The sequence below is a fragment of the Paraburkholderia sp. GAS334 genome, from assembly GCF_050436625.1.
Lineage (GTDB): Bacteria > Pseudomonadota > Gammaproteobacteria > Burkholderiales > Burkholderiaceae > Paraburkholderia.
In genome coordinates this window covers 236809-259265 of the sequence record NZ_JBNDMO010000005.1, presented here as the reverse complement: position 1 = coordinate 259265, position 22457 = coordinate 236809, and the positions used below count along the sequence as shown (strand labels likewise).

The 22457-nt window shown below is 60.9% G+C and carries 21 protein-coding genes and 1 pseudogene; 12 read left to right on the top strand and 10 right to left on the bottom strand.

Annotated features, from left to right (window positions below; genetic code table 11):
* The first annotated feature begins 33 nt into the window (after nt 1-33).
* The 3 genes from P3T21_RS12040 to P3T21_RS12030 all read left to right on the top strand — a co-directional run bounded on the left by P3T21_RS12040 (nt 34) and on the right by P3T21_RS12030 (nt 3084).
* Nucleotides 34-1191, top strand: a complete 1158-nt coding sequence (locus tag P3T21_RS12040; protein WP_429256150.1) for an asparaginase — start codon at nt 34-36, stop codon at nt 1189-1191.
* A gap of 227 nt (nt 1192-1418) precedes the next feature.
* The gene (aspA, locus tag P3T21_RS12035; protein ID WP_429256319.1) at nt 1419-2846 is read left to right on the top strand and encodes an aspartate ammonia-lyase; all 1428 of its coding nucleotides are present in this window, start codon (nt 1419-1421) and stop codon (nt 2844-2846) included.
* 13 nt (nt 2847-2859) lie between these two features.
* The gene (locus P3T21_RS12030; RefSeq protein ID WP_429256149.1) at nt 2860-3084 is read left to right on the top strand and encodes a hypothetical protein; all 225 of its coding nucleotides are present in this window, start codon (nt 2860-2862) and stop codon (nt 3082-3084) included.
* A 23-nt stretch (nt 3085-3107) separates the two neighbouring features.
* Here the strand turns inward: P3T21_RS12030 and P3T21_RS12025 are convergent, their stop codons facing one another.
* The 3 genes from P3T21_RS12025 to P3T21_RS12015 are packed head-to-tail and all read right to left on the bottom strand — an operon-like array spanning nt 3108 to nt 6053.
* The gene (locus tag P3T21_RS12025; protein WP_429256148.1) at nt 3108-3455 is read right to left on the bottom strand and encodes an NIPSNAP family protein; all 348 of its coding nucleotides are present in this window, start codon (nt 3453-3455) and stop codon (nt 3108-3110) included.
* On the bottom strand, nt 3452-5173 hold the full coding sequence (locus P3T21_RS12020; protein ID WP_429256147.1) for an FAD-dependent oxidoreductase: 1722 nt from the start codon (nt 5171-5173) through the stop codon (nt 3452-3454). The genes P3T21_RS12025 and P3T21_RS12020 overlap by 4 nt, the downstream gene beginning before the upstream one ends.
* 34 nt (nt 5174-5207) lie before the next feature.
* Nucleotides 5208-6053: an SDR family NAD(P)-dependent oxidoreductase gene (locus P3T21_RS12015; protein WP_429256318.1), complete on the bottom strand. Its 846-nt coding sequence runs from the start codon at nt 6051-6053 to the stop codon at nt 5208-5210.
* Between the two features lie 124 nt (nt 6054-6177).
* On the opposite strand from P3T21_RS12015, the gene P3T21_RS12010 reads away from it, so the two are divergent.
* The gene (locus P3T21_RS12010; RefSeq protein WP_429256146.1) at nt 6178-7110 is read left to right on the top strand and encodes a helix-turn-helix domain-containing protein; all 933 of its coding nucleotides are present in this window, start codon (nt 6178-6180) and stop codon (nt 7108-7110) included.
* Between the two features lie 24 nt (nt 7111-7134).
* Here the strand turns inward: P3T21_RS12010 and benC are convergent, their stop codons facing one another.
* On the bottom strand, nt 7135-9924 hold the full coding sequence (gene benC / locus P3T21_RS12005) for a benzoate 1,2-dioxygenase electron transfer component BenC (RefSeq protein WP_429256145.1): 2790 nt from the start codon (nt 9922-9924) through the stop codon (nt 7135-7137).
* A gap of 198 nt (nt 9925-10122) precedes the next feature.
* Here benC and P3T21_RS12000 point away from each other — a divergent pair, with 198 nt between their 5' ends.
* The 4 genes from P3T21_RS12000 (at nt 10123) to P3T21_RS11985 (ending at nt 13004) form a co-directional block, all read left to right on the top strand.
* The gene (locus P3T21_RS12000) at nt 10123-10437 is read left to right on the top strand and encodes a hypothetical protein (RefSeq protein ID WP_429256144.1); all 315 of its coding nucleotides are present in this window, start codon (nt 10123-10125) and stop codon (nt 10435-10437) included.
* A 444-nt stretch (nt 10438-10881) separates the two neighbouring features.
* Nucleotides 10882-11679, top strand: a complete 798-nt coding sequence (locus P3T21_RS11995; RefSeq protein ID WP_429256143.1) for a substrate-binding domain-containing protein — start codon at nt 10882-10884, stop codon at nt 11677-11679.
* A 195-nt stretch (nt 11680-11874) separates the two neighbouring features.
* The gene (locus P3T21_RS11990) at nt 11875-12597 is read left to right on the top strand and encodes a helix-turn-helix transcriptional regulator (protein ID WP_429256142.1); all 723 of its coding nucleotides are present in this window, start codon (nt 11875-11877) and stop codon (nt 12595-12597) included.
* A 32-nt stretch (nt 12598-12629) separates the two neighbouring features.
* A complete protein-coding gene (locus tag P3T21_RS11985) occupies nt 12630-13004 on the top strand; it encodes a VOC family protein (protein ID WP_429256141.1) in 375 nt (124 codons plus the stop codon).
* 217 nt (nt 13005-13221) lie between these two features.
* Here the strand turns inward: P3T21_RS11985 and P3T21_RS11980 are convergent.
* Nucleotides 13222-13404, bottom strand: a pseudogene (locus P3T21_RS11980) (transposase); the annotation flags it as partial.
* A 144-nt stretch (nt 13405-13548) separates the two neighbouring features.
* Between P3T21_RS11980 and P3T21_RS11975 the strand changes: the two are divergent.
* Entirely contained in the window at nt 13549-14697 is a 1149-nt protein-coding gene (locus P3T21_RS11975; protein ID WP_429256140.1) for a branched-chain amino acid ABC transporter substrate-binding protein, read from the top strand.
* Between the two features lie 26 nt (nt 14698-14723).
* On the opposite strand, the gene P3T21_RS11970 is transcribed toward P3T21_RS11975, so the two are convergent.
* Nucleotides 14724-15773: an alpha/beta fold hydrolase gene (locus P3T21_RS11970; RefSeq protein WP_429256139.1), complete on the bottom strand. Its 1050-nt coding sequence runs from the start codon at nt 15771-15773 to the stop codon at nt 14724-14726.
* A 67-nt stretch (nt 15774-15840) separates the two neighbouring features.
* Here P3T21_RS11970 and P3T21_RS11965 point away from each other — a divergent pair, with 67 nt between their 5' ends.
* Nucleotides 15841-16161: a hypothetical protein gene (locus P3T21_RS11965; protein ID WP_429256138.1), complete on the top strand. Its 321-nt coding sequence runs from the start codon at nt 15841-15843 to the stop codon at nt 16159-16161.
* Between the two features lie 85 nt (nt 16162-16246).
* Here P3T21_RS11965 and argE read toward each other — a convergent pair whose 3' ends face one another.
* The 4 genes from argE to P3T21_RS11945 are packed head-to-tail and all read right to left on the bottom strand — an operon-like array spanning nt 16247 to nt 19932.
* Nucleotides 16247-17410, bottom strand: a complete 1164-nt coding sequence (gene argE, locus P3T21_RS11960; RefSeq protein ID WP_429256137.1) for an acetylornithine deacetylase — start codon at nt 17408-17410, stop codon at nt 16247-16249.
* Nucleotides 17403-18080 (bottom strand): DUF1028 domain-containing protein, encoded by a 678-nt coding sequence (locus P3T21_RS11955; RefSeq protein ID WP_429256136.1) that lies wholly within the window; start codon nt 18078-18080, stop codon nt 17403-17405. The genes argE and P3T21_RS11955 overlap by 8 nt, the downstream gene beginning before the upstream one ends.
* Before the next feature lie 10 nt (nt 18081-18090).
* Entirely contained in the window at nt 18091-18528 is a 438-nt protein-coding gene (locus P3T21_RS11950) for a RidA family protein (RefSeq protein ID WP_429256135.1), read from the bottom strand.
* A gap of 54 nt (nt 18529-18582) precedes the next feature.
* On the bottom strand, nt 18583-19932 hold the full coding sequence (locus tag P3T21_RS11945) for a flavin-containing monooxygenase (protein ID WP_429256134.1): 1350 nt from the start codon (nt 19930-19932) through the stop codon (nt 18583-18585).
* Nucleotides 19933-20166: 234 nt separating this feature from the next.
* Here P3T21_RS11945 and P3T21_RS11940 point away from each other — a divergent pair, with 234 nt between their 5' ends.
* Nucleotides 20167-21093, top strand: a complete 927-nt coding sequence (locus P3T21_RS11940; protein ID WP_429256133.1) for a LysR family transcriptional regulator — start codon at nt 20167-20169, stop codon at nt 21091-21093.
* A 187-nt stretch (nt 21094-21280) separates the two neighbouring features.
* Complete coding sequence (locus tag P3T21_RS11935) at nt 21281-22429, top strand: SRPBCC family protein (protein WP_429256132.1); 1149 nt, start codon at nt 21281-21283, stop codon at nt 22427-22429.
* Nucleotides 22430-22457: the final 28 nt, after the last annotated feature.

Genomic DNA, 22457 nt, shown 5'->3' with positions numbered 1-22457 from the left:
TTTGCGCTGTTAAATCCTTATAGGAAACTGGATATGAACATCAAGACTACCCTTCAACAGGCCGCCTGTCTGCGCAGGTCTGGCACAACGCTAACCGCTGTGCTTCTCGTATGCGCCAGTTCCTTATATGGCACGAGCGTTTGGGCCGCAGACACGACGTCTGATAACGCGACAGCCATCGAGGCGGCGAGTCCGACAGCCGGATCGCCCCGGATTCTTGTCCTGGCAACCGGTGGCACGATTGCCGGCACAACTGACCCGCGTTCAGCCATTGGCTACAACTCGGGAAACGTAAAAGGCCAGGAACTGGTTCGGGCGGTTCCGGGCATTGAAAAACTCGCGAGCATAACCTCTGAGCAGATATCCAATGTCGGGTCGCAGGATATGAACGACGAGATCTGGTTCCGGCTTGCGCACCGAATCCAGGAGGCCTTCGATCGAAACGAAGCAGATGGGATCGTGATCACCCACGGCACGGATACGATGGAAGAAACGGCATTCTTCCTGCAAAACGTTGTGCGCCCGGACAAGCCGGTGGTACTTGTAGGGTCAATGCGGCCGGGCGGATCGACGAGTGCGGATGGGCCCAACAATCTTTACGAAGCGGTGGAAGTGGCAGCGAGTCCGAAATCCCGAGGTAGAGGTGTGATGGTGGTCATGAATGACCAGATTCACGCGCCACGCTGGATTACCAAGACCAACACGACTTCCGTGCAGACTTTTGCTTCGCCGAACGCGGGTGTAATTGGCTATGTCGACCCGGCGAGCATTCGTTTTGTCGCGCCTGCGCTTGCCTCGACACGCGATCCCCTTAGTTTGCCGGCGAGCGGTCACCTGCCGCGTGTGGAAATCGTCTATGCCCACAGCAACATGGACGGAGCCCAGATTGACCACGCTATTGCCGACGGAGCGAAGGGTATCGTACTGGCGGGCGAGGGCGATGGCGATGCGTCCAGGGAGGCGCTGGCTGCCCTCGACCGGGCGGCGAAAAAGGGTATTGTGGTTGTCCGCTCGACGCGTGTGATGTCTGGATTCGTCAACAGAAACGTGGAGGTCGAAGACGACAAGCGCGGCTTCGTCGTCTCGCTCGATCTGAATCCGCAAAAGGCACGGTTGCTCACCCAGTTGCTCATCGCGAACGGTACGACTAGTCCCGGCAAGGTCCAGCAGGCCTTCTCTGGCACCTTTTGACTGTGGGCCGGAGAGCTCTGATCAGCGAAGGTCCGACGCTGATCAGGCAGCGCAAACCGTGAAGGAGGGGTTGGCATGGCGATTTCACGGAAATCGCCATGCCCTGTGCGTGGATTGACGCGCATCATGACAAATTGGCATTACGATCGCGTCATATTTTTTCCTCCTTTAGGTGCAAGGGTGTCTTCGATCCCAATCAACTCCATTTCCGCTTGAGGAGCATGTCCATGGCTGCCGAAACTTTCTTTAGAACCGAACATGATCTGCTTGGCGATCGTGAAGTTCCCGCTGACGTCTACTATGGAGTTCACACGCTACGTGCGCTGGAAAATTTTCCAATTACCGGTTCACCGATCTCCGTATACCCGGAGTTGATCAAGGCACTGGCTTGCATCAAACAGGCCGCCGCACAGGCGAATCATGAGTTGGGTCTGCTCGACAAGGCGCGTTGTGACGCGATCGTCGGTGCCTGCGCTGAATTGCTGGGAGGCAAGCTGCATGATCAGTTTGTGGTTGACGTGATTCAGGGCGGCGCCGGGACCTCGACCAACATGAACGCCAACGAGGTCATCGCCAACCGCGCGCTCGAACTGTTAGGGAAGAAGAAGGGCGAATACCAATATCTGCATCCGAACGAGCAGGTCAACATCGGCCAGAGCACCAACGATGTGTACCCATCGGCCCTGAAAGTCGCGACCTGGTTCGGCATCATGGGTCTCATCGAGGCAATGGAGGTTTTGCGACACGCTTTTGAAGCAAAGGCGCTGGAGTTCAAGGACGTTCTGAAAATGGGGCGTACGCAATTGCAGGATGCGGTGCCGATGACGCTCGGTCAGGAGTTCAGCACCTACGCCGTGATGCTCGGAGAGGACGAGGAACGGCTTCGAGAGGCGGCGCTGCTGATCTGCGAAATCAACATGGGCGCGACGGCGATCGGAACGGGCATTACCGCGCACCCCGACTATGCACCGCTCATCCTGAAGCATCTGAAGGAAATTACGGGTATTCCACTTGTCACGGCACCTAACCTCGTAGAAGCGACGCAGGATTGTGGCGCTTTCGTTCAGTTGTCCGGCGTGCTCAAGCGCGTGGCAGTGAAGCTCTCGAAAACCTGCAACGACTTGCGTCTGCTCTCCAGCGGTCCACGCGCGGGTCTTGGGGAGATCAACCTCCCGCTCATGCAGGCTGGCTCGAGCATCATGCCGGGAAAGGTCAACCCGGTTATTCCTGAGGTAGTGAACCAGATTGCATTCGAGGTCATCGGCAACGATGTCACCGTGAGTTTCGCGGCCGAGGCCGGTCAGCTCCAGTTGAATGCTTTCGAGCCGATTATCGCGCACAGCCTGTTCAAGAGTGTGACCCACCTGCGCAACGGCTGCCTGACACTCGCCGAGCGGTGTGTCAAAGGAATCACAGCCAACGAGGCTCGCTTGCGCGCGTCGGTCGAGAATTCGATCGGCATCGTGACGGCGCTCAATCCGTACATCGGCTACGCCAACGCGACATCCGTCGCGATGGCGGCACATGCCTCGGGCGGGCGAGTCTACGACATCGTGCTCGAGCGGGGGCTGTTGTCCAGGCAACAACTCGACGAGATCCTCAAGCCAGAGGTACTCACGCAGCCCACGCTGCTTCATATCCCGCCGACACGGTAAGCGATCTGGCCGTATGAAGCGCCTGGTGTCGAGCCGGGAAGTGACGATTGGGGCTTCCGGGTTCGGCCATGAAGAGACGGTCGACTATGCTGCCCAGATCGTCAACAATCGCTCACCGCACCCCTCGCCGACACGGATCCGCAATGCTTGTTCGCCTGCTCACCGCATCCGACGCACTATCGTTCCAATTTCCGCGGCTATCAAAGACCGGCGCGATCCGATGCTCGGCTTCGACTAACAGCAAAACTCTCGAGCATCGGCTTACTCTGCGACACTAGCCAGCGCGACGGCACGAATGAGCCGTGTCTCCTGTGCCGTGATCAGATGGCCCGACGCCTTGAGATAGGCCGGGAAATCCGGATGCGTGTCGCGTGCAAGGCACCGTCGTTCGTAGTCCGCCAGATCGTCATACCCCCACAGGTGGGTGAACTGGTTCTGCTGCCCCACCAGACTTGTCCAGAAACCGAGCGGATGTCCAAGCGTCTCGAGCAGGATTGGCATGGCGAGCCTGTCAAACACCTCGAGAAACTCGGGCATCTTGCGCAGCGCGATAGTGTAGACCCGGAAATCCACGACGGGCTTTGCCAGATACATTGGGTGGGTGCTCATGCGCGCACCTTCTCTTTGCAGGTCATGGCTCTGGTCGCGATGGCGTTGCCGGTGACATAGCCGAAAGTCATATTGGGCCCATGGGTGATACCGGCGCCCGGATAGTTGCCGCCCATCACGCTGCGCCGGTCATTACCGACCGCGTAAAGGCCCTCAATCCGACTGCCGTCGGCGCGCAGCACCTCGCCGGTGACGCTAGTCCTGAGGCCGTCGAACGTGCCCAGATCGCCCATCACCACCTTCACCGCATAGAAGGGGCCGGTCGCGATCGGCGCAACGCAAGGATTGGGCTTGTTGTCCGGATCGGCGAGATAACGGTTGAACGATGTGCGACCGCGATGGAACGCCGGGTCTTCTCCGCGCTCGGCGTCGAGATTGTAGGCAGAGACCGTCATCTCGAGCGCATCAGGAACAATGCCGCAATTGCGCGCCAGCTCGCCGATCGTCTCGCCCTTGACGAGGTAGCCTTTGCGTAACAACGGCCCCACCGGCATCGGCGCGGGCTTGGCGTAGCCGAGTCCATACTTGCCGAGCGCCACCTTATCGCAGATCAGCCACATCGCCGTCTCCCTTTCACCCTCGCAGGCGCGCATCAGCGCCGCGCCAACATCGTGGTAGGAGTTCGATTCGTTGGTGAAGCGCCGACCGCTTTGCAGCACGCCGATCACGCCGGGCTTGTAGCGGTCGAGCAGATGCGGGAATACGCCTGTGCGGCCCTTGCCGAAGGGCACCCTCGAGACCGGCATCCAGGCCGACGCATCGGCGAAGCCGAGCGCCACGGCACCACCCATCTTCTCCGCCATGGTTAGCCCGTCGCCCGTATTGCCGACGGGAGTAGGCGACAGATGCTCACCCCCGCGCTTCACGTGCGGATAGACCTGCGCGATGCGCCTGAGATCGTGGGGGAAGCCGCCGCAAGCCAGCACGACGCCGTGCCGCGCGGCGATCCGAAGGTCACCGTCCGCTGCGGTCGCGCGCACGCCGACCACCTTGCCGTCCTCGCTCAGTAGTTCCTTCACGGGCGTCGAAGTGAGGATCGGAATGTCGAGCGCCAGCGCCGACTTCGCGAGCCTCGCGGCGAGCGCGTTGCCGCTCGTGACGTTGATCCCCCGCCGGTAAAGCGCCAGCTCCTTGATGTGCGTAGCCAGACGCCGGGCTACGTAGAAGAACGAAACAATGGACCTGGTCGCGCGGAAGAAGTGCTTGAGGTCCGCGTTCGAGGAATTGAACATCATTCCCATGAAGGTGATCGTCTCGAGCGGCGGCTTGAGACGGCGCATGTCCTTGCCGAGCCCGCGAATGTCATAGGGCGCGGCGAGGATCGAGCGGCCGATGTCGACGCCGCCGGGCGCATCCGGGTGATAGTCCGGATAGAGCGTGGGCACGAACTTCATCTCGGTCTCTCGCTCGAAGAACTCGACCATTCTTGGCCCGTTCTCGATAAAGCATTGGACCGCAGCGGCATCGTAGTTGTTGCCCGTCTCGCTCATCATGTATTCGCGCACGCGCTCGACGGTGTCAGCCGGGTTCTGCTGTCGGCCATATTTGCTCAGCGGAATCCACAAGACCCCGCCCGACAGCGCGGTGGTACCACCGAACACGGGCTCCTTTTCGAGCACGATGACATCGAGGCCGCGCTTGCGTGCAGTGATCGCGGTCGCGAGGCCCGCAGCACCCGTTCCGACCACGACCAGATCGCAAGTGATCTCCTTGGCCATATCCACTCTCCTTGTCGTTATGGTGTAATGAGACTCACGCGGCTGGGGTGGCGTTGAAACCGGGGCGAGGGACCATGTCCATCAGCATGCAATCGAGCCCGCCGTCGACGAGCACCTCCGCGCCATTGACGTAGGCGGCCAGGTCAGAGGCGAGGAACAGGGTTGGGCCGGCGAGGTCCTCCGGCTCGCCGATGCGGCGGCTCGCGGTCGCGGCGGCACGGCGAGCCTCGAAGCCGGGCTCCTCGTAGAACTTCGCGGACAGCGCGGTGCGGATCATGCCGGGCAGCACGCAGTTGCTGCGCACCCCGCGTGGACCCCACTCCGCCGCCAACTGCCGCGAGAGCAGCAGCACGCCCGCCTTGCTCGGGCTATAGGAACCGCTATTGGTCTGCGGACTGAGCGCCGCAATCGAGGCAACGTGGACGATACTGCCCTTGCCCGCCGCCAGCATGTCGCGCCCGAAAGCTCGAGCACACAGAAGATAGCCGGTCAGGTTCACGGCGATGGCCTGGTTCCAGTCCCCGATCGAGACCGTCTCGAGAGGTCCAGCGCGCAGAAGCCCTGCATTGTTGACAAGCACGCTGGCCGGCCCGAGTGCTGCGCGAACCTCGCCGGCAGCCGCGGCAACCGAGGGCTCGTCCGACACGTCGCAGCCGATCGCCTGCGCCACCGCACCGGCCTTCCGAAGTTCGGCGGCGACAGCTTCAGCGCCGGCAAGATTCCGATCCACGAGCGCCACATGTGCTCCGACATTGGCGAAGGCGCGCGCGATGCCGGCACCAATGCCACTGCCCGCACCCGTGACCACGCAGACCTTTCCGTCAAGGTTCAGCCAGTAGGGGGTCGAGGCAGCCACGCGATTTTCAAGTTCCTGTCTCATGTAGTTGTCCTTTCTGAAATTTTCCATGCGATTTTGCTTCCTGAAATCTGTATCGCCATTGAACGCCTCAAGCGCCTGTGGAACAATGGACAAAGATCACATATAGCAGGACATAACGTGCATCATGGCCAATGACCAACAGCGCCGCCGGACCGTTCTGCATTTCGCGCTCTATGGCGCGGAAGCCGATCAATCCTGGGTCGACATGGTCCATTACGAACGCATTCCCCTGCGTGCCGGCCGTTTCGACTTCGACATCAAGCCGCACGTCCATGACGCGCTGATCCAGGTGCTCTACGTCACCGCCGGGGGTGGCGAGACCTTCATCGACGGCAAGACCTGGACAGTCGAAGCGCCATGCCTGATCGTCGTGCCAGCGCGCTCGGTCCACGGCTTTCACTTCCGCAGCGACATCGACGGTCACGTCATCACCGCCGCGCAGTCTGCGCTGGAATCGCTGGCTATGACGGCCGCGCCCGAGCTGCTGGAATTCATCCGCACGCCGACGGTGCTGTCGATCGATCCCGACGTCGAGCGCGGCACACCTCTGGACACCCTGTTTCAGTCGATCGGGCACGAGGCTGAGAGCCACGAGCGCTGGCAGTTCACCGCAGGCGCAGCACTGGCGATCACCCTGTTCGTCAAGATCGGGCGCCTCAGCGAGAGCGCCCGGCTTTCAGCCAGTTCCGAGCAGCGGACCATGGCCGCGCGGATCGAACGGTTCCGCGCCCTACTCGACAGGCATTGTCGTGAGCGGCGGCCGGTCGCCAGCTATGCCGACGAAATGGGCGTGAGCACCGGCCAGCTCTCCCGCATCTGCCGTGCCACCTTCGGGGTCTCGGCTATCGAGGCAATCGATGCACGCTCGATCCATGAGGCCAAGCGGCTGCTCGGCTATTCGACGCTAAGCGTGAAGCAGATCGCCAGTGAACTGGGCTTTCAGGACGAGGCCTATTTCGGTCGTTTCTTCCGCAAGCAGACGGGACTCCGGCCAACCGAATACCGCTCTGCGGCCCACGACCGATCCTTGCCGCCTGAAAAGGGCGGAGCGGGCTGACTCGACCGCGCCCCGTCATCCGCTTTAGGCCGGTAACCCACGGAACTTTACGAACAGGTGTTCCGGCCCGGAGTTGGTCAGGTTGTTGCCCCGCACATACTGGATCGGCCTTGCAGGATCGAGCGCGATATCGCCAACCTTGCGGGCCAGAGCCTTGGTCGCGATCAGCGTCTCCAGCTTGGCGAGCGGTGCGCCAAGGCATTTGTGCATGCCGTTGCCGAAACCCAAATGGCCGTCGGAATCGCGGTCGATGTCGAACGTCTCGCCGTCGGCAAACTTGCGGCTGTCGCGGTTCGCAGCCGACAGCAGCAAGCGCACCACCGCGCCCTTGGGAAGATCGACGCCCGCGACCGTGGTCGCCTCGGTGGTGATGCGGCTCACGCGCTGGACGGTCCCGCGATAGCGCGCCACCTCCTCGACGAGACGGTCAGCGTCGGCGGGGTTTTCGCGGATCCGTCCCAGCAGATGCGGCTGTTCGGTGAACATGCGAAAAGCGTTGGCGACAAGGATAGTCGTCGTGTCGTGCCCGGCGATGAAGACGAAGGCGCACAGCTCCTTCGCTTCCTTTTCCGAAAGCAACCCGTCCTTCCACATGCGCGCGATGTGCCCGCCGATAGACTGGCTGTCGGTGCGAGCGAGCCGCTCCATCGCTTCCTTCAGGTAAGCGAAGAAAGCCTGCGCGCTCTGCTCGTCGGTGCCGGTCCCCGGCGCATTGCGGGCGATCCGCCCGAAGTAGCTAAAGGTCTCGTCCGACCAGAACTTCATCTTCTCCTCATCCTCGTTCGGCACGTCGATCATCGTGGAGATGGTCGAGATGCTGAGCGGGATAGCGAAATCGTTGACGACATCGCCGCCGCCTTTGGCAATCATCACGTCGAGCAGGTCCTCCGCTCTCTGCCCGATCTGCTCGATAAAGGGATCGAGCGCCAGCGGCAGGAACGACGGCTGGACGACCTTGCGCAACCGCGAATGGTCGGGCGCATCGAACAGCGTCAGGAACGTCAGCGGTGGCGGGCTGACGACCTCGGAGGAAAACAGCTTCGGGTTGCGAATCGCCTGGTAGACATCGTCATAGCGCGACAGGAACCACACGTCCGAAGTCGCCGACTGGCAACGCAGCACCGGCGCGTGCTCGCGCATCCAGCGGTAGTGCTCGTAAGGGTCGCCTTGCGAGCCGTCATCGACCACCTTGAATGGCTCCAGCCCCTCGGGCCAGTCCAGTTCGTGTGAATAGGGCGGAAGGGTCCTGGCCGTGAATGGGCAAATCTGCGGCACGCTCTGCGGCACGGCAGACGGGGGAGAGGGTGGCGCCGCGACCATGGGTGCCGTCTTGCCCAGCGTCATACGCTCCAGCGCCCGGCTCATCGTGGCCTTGGAATGGAGCGCATGCAGCGCAATCACGTCCCGTGCCGCGTTCAGGTCGCCCAGTTCGAAGGCGGCGACGATGTCCCGGTGCTGCTGGACGATATCGCCGACGATCTCGATCTGGTTGGTCAGCGCGCGAGCGATGTAGTCCTGCACGGCAAGTTGCCGGTAGAGCGCGATCAGCTGGGCGTTCCCGGAAGCTTCGATCGCGAACATGTGGAAGGCGTGATTTGCCTCGATGTAGCGTGGAACATCGGTAAAGCGCCGCCCGGACACGAACTGCGCTGTCGCCTCGGCGAGCTGGCGGAAGATGATCAATTGCTCGCTCGACAGCCGGCCCATGGTCAGCTGAGCCGCCCCCAGTTCGAGAGCCATGCGCAGGTCGAAGGCTTCATCGACATCAACAGGAGCGATGCGCTCCTCGCCGGTCTGGACCACCAGGCCGGTGCCGGCGAACTTCTCATAATAGAAATTGCACGGCGTCAGCCCTTCGGACGACAGATAATTGCGCACCGCATCAACCATCGGCGGCGGCCCGCAGAGGTAGACGTCCGAATCGCCATCGTTGAGCTGGGAGGCGCTGATGTGGTGGGTCACATAGCCCTTGTTGGGATGGGCACTGTCGGGGCTGGCGACGGTGCAGGCATAGGTGAAGTTCGGCAGGCGCTGCGCATAGGTTTCGAGCCGGTCGATGCCAACCAGATCCTCATCGCTGTTCACACCCAGGATCATGTGGATCGGATACGGGCTGCCGCCGTCCTCGACGATCTTGTCCAGCATTGAGAGGAGCGGCGCGAGGCCCGTGCCACCCGCCAGAAACAGCACCGGCCGCTCGATGGGGCGCAGGTAGAAGCTTCCCATCGGGCCGCGAAACTCGATTGGGTCCCCTACTTTGGCGGTTTCGCAGAGCCAGGTCGACATCACCCCTTGACGCACATTGCGCACAAGGAAGGACAAGTGCGGCTCGGACGGCCCCGAGCTGAAGGAGTAGGACCGTGTCTGATCGGTGCCGGGCACCCGGATGTTGACATACTGCCCAGGAAGGAAGCTGAGATCTGCGCGGTTGTCGAGCTCGACCGAGAAGGCGATCGTGGTGTCTGACGCTCGTTGGCAGGCGACGATCCGTCCCCTGTGGGAGGACGGGCCGGTACCCGAGACATCGGAGTTCGTGGCGATCTGGATCACGCAGTCGGAACGTGGGCTCATCTGGCAGGTGAGAACCTTGCGGGCGCTCGCCTCCTCCGGGCTAAGCGCATCTTCCACGCAGTCGCCCAGAACGTACTCGCCGGACTCGCAGACCGCCTTGCAGGTGCCACACACACCATCACGGCAATCGAGTGGAATATTGATCCTGGCGCGAATGGCGGCATCGGTGACGCGCTCGCCCTCCTCGCACTCGATGAAGCGGGTCACTCCGTCCTCAAAACGGAGGGTTATCTGATGGGCCATGGCGGTGTCTCCTCTAGAGCCGCCCGAACATACCGCTGCGCTGGCGGATTGCTCGGGCGGGGTGGCGCGCGAGGTAACCTTGTTTCTCGCAAGCGCCCGGTGGGTTCAATGACGCCAATTTAGAGCCTGAGCCGCGTTCTCCTCAACGGACAGAGACGACGTTCGCCCGGACAAAACGTGCATAGTGATGGATGCCGGATGACCGTAGCAATCTGGACCTCGCCCGCCTTGCGCGTCAAGAAAGTACCGATTGACCGTACTAAATCCGCCGCGCTTCGTAGCGGATTGTTCGCCACTGCTCTGTTCGCTGCGCGTGCCTGTTGGCCGAGTCGGGCTACGTCACGGCGTGACGTATTACGTTGGTGCGACGCCAACGTTAATTCATGGCAACAGCGGTTGCGAGAAGCGCTGAAGGTTGCTGAGCAGGTCCGCTGGCGCGAACCGAACCTTGCCGGCGGAATGTCGCAGCAGACCGATCGTAGCGAGCGCGGCTACGTAGCGGCGCTGCATTAAGCCCTCAGCTCTTACCAGCTATTTTTGAAAACCGCTGACAGGACTGGATGCGGTGTCATCCGCATAAAAACCTCGTCCGTGTCCGGCGAGGCTTTCTGGCTGCATCTTATCTAAACCTGACGCGTATAACTCTCCGGAGGCGCGTCCTGAAGGACTGCCATGCCGGGTTGCATCACGAAGAAGGCAGTTTGCGTCAGCTTACATCGAGTGCCCTTGCAGTTGAGACACGTGTCAACCATTCGAACCTTCAATACAACCACGAATGTCCGGTTTGGGGAAAGGTAGAGGACCGCTGCGGGTCGAACAGCGCCCGTCGACGGCGGTAGTGAGCTGACAGGTTTGCGGCAGTCTCGCTGCCGCACTCGATGCCGGCTAACATCATGACTGGCATCCGGACTCGATGCATATCCGGACTGGGTCATCCGATCGACATAGGGCGGGGCCGTGACCATCGGCAAGCTGACGATTCGCGCACTCGCGTTCTGCGTAGCGGGCGCGTTACTGGGCAGCGGGGCCGCATTGGCAGACGAAGTCAAGGTGATGATTTCGGGCGGGTTTGCGTCAGCCTATCGCGAACTGGGCCCGCAATTCGAGGAGGCGACCGGCCGTAAGCTAATCACCGTCTGGGGGCCCGCGGTGGGTACGGCCGCGAATGCGATCCCTGTGCGGCTTGCGCGCGGCGAGTGGGCCGACGTGCTGATCGTGGTTGGGTATGCGCTCGATGAACAGATCAATGCGGGCAGGGTCTTGCCTGACAGTAAGGTGGACTTCGCACGCTCGGCAATCGGCATGGTGGTTCGCGAGGGGACGCCGAAGCCGGATATCAGCTCGGCCGACGCATTGCGGCGAGCGCTGCTCGCAGCGAAGTCGATCGTCTATCCGGACAGCCCGAGTGGCGTCTATGTCGGCAGCGAACTGTTCTGGCGTCTCGGCATCGCGGGGCCGATGGAGAGCAAGAGCCGCATGATTCCGGCTGCGCAGGTCGCCGATGCCGTCGCGAATGGAGAAGCTGAGATCGGAATTCAGCAGGTCGTCGAACTGTTGCCGGTGAAGGGGGTGACGGTGGTCGGCAGTTTGCCCGCAGAAGTGCAGAGGTACACGGTGTTCTCCGGGGGCATCGCCACCAATGCGAAAAATCCAGCCGGCGCAGAGGCGCTGATTCATTTTCTGTCGTCGCCGGACGCGGCGCCCGCGATTTCGAGGACTGGGCTCGAACCGCTTTCGGCGACACCTGCGAAATGAGCGAAACGCGTGTCCTATGCGCCGTTCGACCTGAGTGGCTGGCTTTCCGGGAACGGCCAGATTGAGACGTTCGACAGAGTCGCATAGATCGTCAACAATGCAATGTTTGTCTGTCTGGACGCGACCTATTGCATTCGACTTGAAGTAACCGATAGCGTCGTCGATTTACTTCAGTGTCGATATCAGGATTCACGTATGTCCCGCTCCGAACGTCTCCTTCATCTCCTGCAAGTGTTACGTCGTTATCGACGTCCCGTGCGTGGCCAAGCCCTGGCCGAGGAGCTCGGCGTGAGTATCCGCACGCTATACCGGGACATCGCCAGTTTGCAGGCGCAAGGTGCAATGATCGAGGGAGAACCGGGCGTTGGTTACGTTATGAAACCGGGTTTCATGCTGCCGCCCATGATGTTTCGCTCAGAGGAACTCGACGCTCTGGTTCTTGGCATGCGTTGGGTGGCCGATCGCTGCGACAAGACGCTATCGTCCGGTGCGCTGAGCACGCTTGCGAAGATAGCCGCCGTACTGCCCACTGAACTGCGTCGCGAACTGGAGGAGTCTTCGCTGCTAGTCGGCGCGCCGTTGAAGAGACCTGCCCACAAAGTCTCACCTGACCTTCTGCGTGCCGCAGTCCGAGAAGAGCATAAGCTCAATATTACATACGTGGACGCCAGTGGTATTCAATCGCGGCGTATCGTTTGGCCCTTTGCCTTGGTGTATTTCGACCAGGCGCGGGTCCTGATGTGTTGGTGCGAGCTTCGAGCTGATTTTCGGAATTTCCGTTCGGACCGGATCTCGAACGTCGAGCAGTTGGAAGAGCGCTACCCCCAAAGGCGGTCAACACTGCTTCGTGAGTGGCGCAGGCTCAATCACGTCGCCAGCCGCACGATACTGCCAGAATCTGACAGTATCGACCATTAGACTGAGCTTCCTTTCTTGGCGAGGAGCTCAAAATGAAGTTAGCATCGGTTCGTGTTGTTACCCGGGATATCGATGGGCTGGTCGAGTTTTATCAAAGGCTTTCCGGTATCGAGGCTGTACGTCCGGCCGATGGATTTGCCGAAATACGATTCGGGGGAGCGACGCTTGCGATATCGTCTGAGCATCTGATCGAGCTTTTCAATGTCGGTGCTGCAACTGCGGCTGCAAATCAATCGGCGATCCTGGAGTTCGAAGTGGAGGACGTTGACGCGGTGTTCGAACGGATGAATGTGTCCGGGACAAACATCGTGATGCCGACGACGTTGATGCCGTGGGGCAATCGCTCGCTCTTGCTGCGCGACCCTGACGGCAATCTCGTCAACATATTTTCTCGTCCCAAGCGTTGAGGAAACCCGCCGTCACGACTGCCCGCCGCGTCGTTGTTCGTTCGCGAACGGCCGCTTCGGGAAGACGCGACCGCCTCTTGTGGGTCGCGTGCTGCCGATCGCCGGCTCGGCAGTTTCAGGCGGCGTATGCCGATTGCATCGGGCAGCACCCGGCCATGAAGGGTCATTCGCTCGCACCGCATCTCGGACATTCAGACGTCGGCTTCGCTCGGCGGATTCAACCAGTGGATGCAATAGTTTGCTGGAATCGCTCGGCTGGCGTTTCGTAGTCCAGGGTCTTTCTCGGACGCTCGTTCAATCGTCTCGCCACGGCGTTGAGTTTGGCCTGCGAATACACTGACAGGTCGGTCCCTTTAGGGAAGTACTGTCTTAACAGGCCGTTCGTATTTTCGTTTGATCCGCCTGTCATTGCTTTGAGCGAGAACATCGCGCATTCGGGGCACGCTGCCTGGCTGCAGGATGCACCAAAACAATCTGTGAAATCGCTTTGTCAGCGCGTGTTTGCTGTCTCGCGCCGATTCTTGTCACATTCGGGAGCGAATCGATGCTCAACACCTCGAGAAGATATTTTGCCGCCGCGCTGACTGCCGTCGCGATGTCAATTGCGAGTAACCAGTCGATCGCGCAGCAGGTCGTGAAGATTGGCGTGTCGGCCCCGTTGACGGGAGCCGGGGCCGCCAACGGGAAGGACATCGAGAATGGTGTTCGTCTCGCCATCGAAGAAGCCAACGCCCAGCACACGAAGCTCGGCGGGCAGGAGGTGCGCTTCGAGCTGGACTCGGTGGATGATCAGGGCGACCCGCGCATTGGCGTGCAAGTAGCCCAGAAACTCGTCGACGATGGGGTAGCGGCCGTGGTGGGCTACTACAACTCCGGGGTCGCGTTGCCTTCGTCGCCGATATTTGCCAAGGCCGGCATTCCGTTGATAGACCCCGCCGCCACCAACCCGGCCATAACCAGGCAAGGGCTGAAGAACGTCTTCCGTATTATCGCCACCGACGCACAGAACTCCGGCAACGCAGGAAAGTACGCGGTAACGGTCACCAAGGCGCGGCGCATTGCAGTGATGGACGACCGCACGGCATTTGGCCAGGGGGGCGTGGAAGAATTCAAGAAGGCGGTCATTGCGGCCGGCGGCCAAATTGTCGCGTCGGAATACACCAACGACAAGGCCGTCGAATTCAACGCGCAGCTCACGAATATCAAGGCGGCAAACGCAGACCTCTTGTACTTTGCCGGCCTTGATAACCAGGCGGCGCTCCTGACCAGGCGGATGAGACAACTCGGTATGCAGACGCAGTTCGTAGGAAGCGGGGGCATTGCCGACAGCATCTTCCTCGGCGTCGCGGGCAGTGCTGCCGAGGGTGCAATGGCGTGGGAGTACGGACGGCCTGTCGAGTCCCTTCCCCAAGGCAAAGCGTTCGCGGAAAAATTCAAAAAGAGATTTGGCGCGGATACATTGACTTACGCGCCATTCGCCTATGACTGTGCGTGGGTGGCTATCAACGCTATGAAACAGGCGAATTCCGCAAAACCCGAAGTATTCATGCCTACGTTGCGAACTATGCAGTACGACGGCATCACGGGAAAGATTGAATTCGATTCGTACGGTGACCTGAAACACCCCACGTCGACGTTCTATCAGGTAAAAGGCGCCAAGTGGAAACCTGTGACGACCATCAGCGCAGAGTGACTTGCTGAGCGGTTGTGCGTGAGCGCCTAGTAGCTGGCAACCTCGATCACTGCATCCGCAAACGCCTTGGAGGCTTCCTGCGGCAGATTGTGACCGATTCCACCTGTGACGGTGCGGTGCGCGTATTTGCCGACGAACTTCTTCGCGTACGCCTCGGGCTCCGGATGGGGCGCGCCGTTCGCGTCGCCTTCGAGGGTGATGGTCGGCACGGTCACGACCGGCGCGGCCGCGAGACGCTTTTCCAGCGCGTCGTATTGCGGCTCCCCGTTCGAGAGACTCAATCGCCAGCGGTAGTTGTCGACCACGATCGCAACGTGATCCGGGTTCTGGAAAGCACGTGCAGATCGCTCGAACGTCGCATCGTCGAAGTTCCATTTCGGCGACGCAAGGTGCCAGATGAGCTTCGCGAAGTCGTGCCGATTCGCTTCATAGCCCTGCCTGCCGCGCTCCGTCGCGAAGTAGAACTGATACCACCATGCGAGCTCCGCCTTCGGCGACAAGGGCGCCTTGTTGCCCGCCTGGCTACCGATCAGATAGCCACTCACCGAGACCAATGCCTCGCAGCGTTCTGGCCACAGCGCGGCGACGACATCGGCTGTGCGCGCGCCCCAGTCGAAGCCGCCGAGTATCGCCTTCTGAATCTTCAGCGCATCCATCAGCGCGATGAGGTCGACGGCGAGCGCCGACTGCTGGCCATTGCGGACCGTATTGCCGGAAAGAAAACGCGTCGTGCCATAGCCGCGGAGGTACGGAACGATTACCCGATAGCCTGCGGACGCGAGCCGAGGCGCGACGTCGGCGAAGCTGTGGATGTCATAAGGCCAGCCGTGGAGCAAGATCACCACCGGGCCGTTGCCTCGGCCGACTTCCGCGTATCCGACGTTCAGCACGCCGGCGTCGATCTGCTTGATCTCGGCAAACGATGCATTCGACGCTGCTGCGTTTGCGTGCGGGTTTGCGTCCTGGCCTGCGGACTGCGCGTGCGCCAACCCGCTCAAGACCAGCTCCATCGCGCAGACGCTGACGGCTGCCGTCCCAAGAAAGCATCGACGACGAGTGTTCATCTCATTCGACATCAGTACTCTCCTCTTCATGATCAAGGTGCTCGAAAACGTCGCTTCACAGCCAGAGGGCTAGCGGCCATTGAGCAATGCATGGCAGGAGGCCGTGAAGCCGCGCCATCGACACGTGGAATATTATGCGCAACGTGCCGCGGTTGCCGGAAATGATTCGATCACGTCCCTAAGCCCGAATGGGGCGGCGAATCCGTGCCATCTCACTCGGGCGGTTCGATACACGAAGAGCGAATCAGGTTTTGAACTTGTCGTTGAACAGCGTGACGAATGCCGCCTCATTGGTTACGAGGCATCGCTGCCCTTTGAAACACTAACCAACGCCAGATTCAACGTGTCCACGGTTTCTTTAGCGCTGGAAAGCGACGCTCAAGCGTGGCTAACCGACTAGGCCGGCCCAATGTTCGGGGACTTCTACCGGGAACGACTCGCTACCTGATGAAGCGGCGCTACGGCAGATTCTTGGCGTTGGCGCGTCAGGACGCGGTCGAGAGATAGTCCGCCAGGCGAGCCAGCATTGCATCGCAGTTGCCCAGTTGCTCGACCGTTACGAACTCGTCCGGCTTGTGCCCTTGATCCATGCTTCCCGGTCCGCAGACCACCGTGGGAATGCCCACCTGATTGAAGAGTCCGCCCTCGGTGCCGAAGGCGACCGTACCGAACTCCGTGGAGCCGCTCAGCAGTGTCAACAGACGTGCCGCCTCGCTGTCGGGCGGGGTGGCCAGTCCCGGATACGCGCTTAGCGCCTGAAGGCGAATGTCGGTGTCGGATTTCACCGCACGCATCTTCGGCAGCAGCTCAGCCTCGGCATAGGTCTGCAACTCATCTGCCACTTTAAGGGCATCGAAGCCCGGAAGAGTGCGCACTTCGAAATCGAACTGGCATTCAGCCGGCACGATGTTGAGCGCGCGACCGCCGTTGATCACGCCGGTCTGCACGGTCGAGAACGGCGGATCGAAGCGCTGATCATGATGTTCAGGCTGCGACAACTGCTCGCCGATCTCTTCTAGCCGGCCGATCAGTCGCGCCGCATATTGAATGGCATTGACACCAAAGGGCGCGTAGGCCGAATGGCAGGCGGCGCCTTTCACATGGCAGCGCATCGCCAGCTTGCCCTTGTGGCCCAGCACCGGTTTGAGTTCGGTCGGTTCGCCGATCAGGCACAAGGCTGGCTTGTGCAGACGCTTTTCCAGTTCGGCCAGCATCGGTCGCACACCCAGGCATCCGACTTCCTCGTCATAGGAGAAGGCGAGGTGTACTGGCAACTTGAGCGTTTGCTTGAGAAAGAGCGGTACCGCCGCCAACACCGAAGCAATGAAGCCCTTCATATCGGCCGTGCCGCGGCCGTATAGCCGTCCCTCTCTCTCGGTGAGGCGAAATGGCTCGAGCGTCCAGGCCTGACCATCGATCGGGACCACATCGGTGTGGCCGGAGAGCACGACGCCGCCCCGGTCACGAGGGCCGATGGTTGCGAACAGATTGGCCTTGGTGCACTCAGAGTTGTAGAACAGCTCGCTCTGGACGCCGAGTTCCGCAAGGTATTGCCGGATGAAATCGATCAGTTCCAGATTGGAATCCCGACTCACCGTGGCGAAGCCGATCAGCCGTTCGAGCAGCTCACGGCTGGACATTTCATTCATTGCCCGGCACTCCGTAGCTGGGAGCCGCGGTCGGATTCAACGCCCGAGTGACGTAGTCCTGCATCTGCGGCCGATAGGCTTGCCATAGACCGTCGAGCTGGCCGATCGGGTCTTCATCCGCCCAGTCGACCCGCAGATCGACGATCGGCCAGGTCAGGTCGCCCACTACCTTGACCGCCGCCGAGTGCACGGGCCCCGCTTCGCCACCGGCGGCCATCGCGGCGTGCATGGCCGCGAGCAGCCGGTCGGCGAGCATGCCGTGCGCATTCTCGAATGCAGGAATCATAGCTTCGATGACTTCAACACCCGCCAGCATGTTGCCGGCGGCTACGCATTGCTCTCCCGCCACGGCGTTGTGTAGTCCAAGGGCTTCCTTACCGCTAAAGAACGCCGTACGACCCTGACCATCGATCACCGTCACCTGGCGATACTGGCTCCAGTCGTTCGCATTGAGCGCACGCTCCAGCGCCGCCTCAGGAGCGAGCTGCATGCTTTCGAGGAGATCGAGAATCTGCGGACCGAGCGCAGGCAGCGTGACGTTCTGCGTCGCCACCGCGCCCACTCCTGCACGTACCCACGGACATCGTGCGCCCACCGCGATACTGGATGAACTGATGGCGATCCCGAGCTGACCGGTTTCCGGGCAACGTCCGATAACGGAAAATGTCATTGCTGACTCCTTAGGCCTGGTTCGGCTTCCAGCCATCCGGGATGACCGCGATCACATCGATCTCCATCAACCACTGCGGCTGCCCCAACGCGCTCACCACCAGACCGGTTGAAATGGGAAACACGCCCTTCAGCCACTTTCCGACCTCCTGATACACCGGCTCACGATAGCGCGGGTCGATCAGAAACGTTGTTGTCTTGACGATGTGAGACAGATCGCTTCCCGCCTCTTCAAGCAATTCCTTGACGTTCTTCATCGCCTGCGCGGCCTGGGCACGCGGATCGCCGAGCCCTACCAGGCGGCCTTCGAAATCCGTACCCACCTGGCCGCGCACGTAGACGGTGTTGCCAGCGCGCACGGCCTGACAAAGATCGTTGTCGAGCGTCTGGTTCGGATACGTATCCTTCGTGTTGAACATGCGGATGCGGGTATGCGTAGGTTGGCTCATCAATGCACCTCAATGCCTGGAAGAAATGGATCGCAGCTTAAGCAGGAGCAGGCATCAACTCACACCCATCTCGCTAGCTTTAAGCACGCGCGAATCGCGGTGTGCGCCGTCGGGGCTTTCCTCACGATGGTCGTCTGCATGACGTTGCGAGGCATCGCGGTAAGCGAGATATTTTCGCTGTGTAACGATATGGTCGGCGATATGCCTGGCATCGTGCCAGACGCCCCAGATGAAAGCGGAGCCGCGACGCGACAGCCATGGCAAACCGAGGAAATAAATGCCGGGTTCCCTCGACACGCCTCGTTGGTGTTTCGGCTTGCCCTTTTCGTCGAAGGCGTCGACATTCAGCCAGCTGAAATCGACCGCATAGCCGGTTGCCCAGATGATCGAGGTCACGCCGGCCTTCGCCAGATCGAGGTCGAGAATGGGATGGGTCACGCATTCCGGATCCGAAGGAATGGCACGGGCTTCCGGGTCTTCCGGCAGGTCGAGACCGTTGCGGGCAACATATGCGTCAGCTGCGTTCAACAGCGACAGATAGTTCTCGTCGCCTCGGGCAATGTTCACCGCAAGATCCGATTCGAACGTCACTACGCCGTCATCGAATGACTTCGTCAGGCCAACGAGCGTTATTCCCTTGTCCGCAAGACGCCGGAAGTCCACTGTATGACCGCCACGCGCACCGCTCACTGCAATGGTGACGTGTTCCCGGCCGGGCTTCATGACCTCCGCATCCCATTCGCCGAGAACGCCCAGCCACCAGCAGAAGTCGCGGCCGCGATATGCACGCGGGGGACGATCATGCGCTCCAACCGACAGATAGACCTGCTTGCCCGCCCGCTGCAACTCATCCGCGATTTGCACACCCGACGACCCCGCACCCACCACCAGAACGGCTCCTTCGGGCAATTGCCCGGGGTTGCGATAGTCGGCGGAGTGAATCTGTGTGAGATTCCCGGCTCCTGACGCGATTGGCGGAATGACAGGGCGCTGGAAAGGTCCGGTCGCGACAACCACGCGGTTGGCCTCGATCGTGCCTTTGGATGTTTCGATGGTGAAACCCTGCCGGCCAGCATTGCGCACAACCTTCTTCACTTCCACGCCGGTGCGGATAGGAGCGTCGAACTTCCTGGCATAGGCTACAAAATAATCCGCAACCTGCTCTTTCGAGGCAAAAGCGTCTGGATCGAGATTGTCGAACTCAAGATTGGGGAAACGATCGTGCCATGCAGGGCCATTGGCAACCAGCGAATCCCACCGCCCCGTGCGCCAGCGCTCGGCGATACGATCGCGTTCCAGGACGAGGTGCGGCACGCCAAGTTTGCTCAGGTGTTCGCTCATGGCGACGCCGGCCTGGCCGGCGCCGACAACCAGCGTGTCGATTGACGTTCTTTCCACGGTCATGGCTGTGTCCTTCTGAAAGGCGGTTCGATTCGGGTCGGTCATGGCTTCGCCGCCAATGAGCGCTCGCGACCGTCGCTGATCAGGTCACGGTGTTGTTCGCGGAGCAAATTTACGCCCGCCTTTAGAATTCGAAAAATATATTAAAAAAATGCAAAGCATCGGGTTTGGCTATGCAAGCCTTTTTGAGCACCTCACAATGTGGCCCACTGGAGACTCGATCGTGGAGCATTACGGATGGAAAACCACCCCTTGCGCTACTCGTTGCGGCAATTGCGCTATTTCGTCGTCACCGCGGAAACGCTGTCGTTTACCGCCGCCGCGCGGCGGCTGCACATCTCCCAGCCGTCGATTTCGACGGCGCTCGCGGACCTCGAAGTCTCGTTCGGCGTGCAACTCTTCATACGGCATCACGCGAGCGGCCTGTCGCTCACACAAGCCGGCCGCGATCTGCTCGGGCAGGCGCGCAATCTGCTCAAAATTGCCGAAGAATTGCAGATGGCCGCGAAGGAAATGGACGGCGGCATGACGGGCGCCATCGCGCTCGGCTGCCTCGTCTCTCTCGCGCCGCCGCTCATGCCGGGACTCATCGCCCGGTTCACGGGCGAGCACGCGGGCATTTCGTTTCGCACCGTCGAGGCGCATCAGGACGGTCTCTTGCGAGGCCTGCACGATGGCTCGCTCGACATCGCCCTGACCTATAGCCTCGATTTGACCGAGGACATCGTCTTTACGCCGCTGCTTTCGCTGCCGCCTTATGTGATCCTGCCGAAGACGCACCGCCTCGCCCGCGCGCGCAAGGTTTCGCTCTCCGACTTGCTGCCCGAGCCGTATGTGATGCTGGATCTGCCGCATAGCCGCGAGTATTTCGCCGCGCTCTTCGACGCGGTGGGCAACCGTCCTGTGCCCGCCTTTCGCTCCTCGCAGCCGGAGGTGGTGCGCGGTATGGTGGCCAACGGCCTTGGCTACAGCATCCTCAATTTCCCGCTCAAATCGAACCGCACCGTGGATGGCGAAGACTTCGTCATTAAACGCTTCAAGGACAGCGTCAACGCAACAACGCTCGGCATCGCGCAATCGCGCACGATGAAACCGCGGCAAGTCGTGCAACGCTTCGCGTCGTTCTGCGAGACCTATATACAGCGGCTGCATCTCGACGCCTGACTTGAGGACGCTTGTGCCCGGGTTTGCGTCGAAGCTGTTCGCGCTGCATAGGTAAAAGCTTTGCTTTGTATCCGAAAACAATATTTTGACTGGCAATTTGGCTTGATAGATTTCTGACCATGTTGAGCGCAACGCCGCAATACCTCACGTTGGCGCGCTCCCACAGGGATTGATCAAGGAGGGCTCCATGGCAAACCCCGCAAGGACGATCGCGGCGCAAGCGCTGGTAGAAGGGTTGCAGGCCGGTTGCGAGCGGTCGTTCAGCGATGCGCGTTCCATGCCGCCTGGCGTCTATACGTCGCCCGAATTCCTGTCACTGGAAGAGCGCGATATCTTCGAACACGAATGGCAGTGCGTCGGCCGCGCAAGCGCGTTGGAGGCCCCGGGCGACTATCTGACGGCGCGTATCGGCGCACAACCCGTCGTGATCTTGCGCGACGAGCAGATGCAACTCAAGGCAATGTCGAACGTGTGCCTGCATCGCATGTCGGTGCTGCTCGAAGGACGCGGCAATGTGCGCAGGATCGTGTGTCCTTATCACGCGTGGAATTATTCGCTCGATGGCGAGCTGCGAGGGGCACCGCTCATGGATCAGCAAGCGGGCTTCTGCAAGGACAGCTATAAGTTGCCCGCCGTGCGCTGCGAAGAATGGCAGGGTTGGATTTACGTGGCGCTCGACGAGAACGCGCCGCCCGTTCATGCGCAGCTTGCCGAACTGGAGAGACTCATCGGCGCATACGGCATGTCCGACTACATCGAAACTTTCTATGAAGAGCACGTGTGGGATACCAACTGGAAGATCCTTGCCGAGAATTTCATGGAAAGCTATCACTTGCCGATGCTGCATCGCGCGACGGTAGGACCGCATTCGCGGCTCGATGAAATGGAATGCCCGGCGGGTTTTCCCGGCTTCAACTATCACTGGATCACGAAGGAAGCGTCTTTGCCCATCGGCAACGCGCATCCGGATAACACACGTCTCACGGGACACTGGCGCAAGACCACGGCGTTGCTCGCAATCTACCCGACGCATCTCGTCACGCTCACGCCCGGTTACTTCTGGTATCTCGTGCTGCAGCCGCAAGGGGTCGGGCGCGTGCACATCCGCTTCGGTGGCGGGCTTGCGCCGGAGTTCATCGCCGATCCCGAGGGCAACGCTCACATGGCGACGCTAAAGACGCTGCTCGACGAAGTCAACGCGGAAGACCGGCGCGGCGTGGAAGCCGTCTTTCGCGGCGTGCAGGCGCCACTTGCGAAGCCCGGCCATCTCAGCCATCTCGAACGCCCTAACTATGACTTCGCGCGTTATCTCGCGAAGAAGCTCGGCGAGCATTGAATATGGCAGCACTCCGACAGGACGCGAT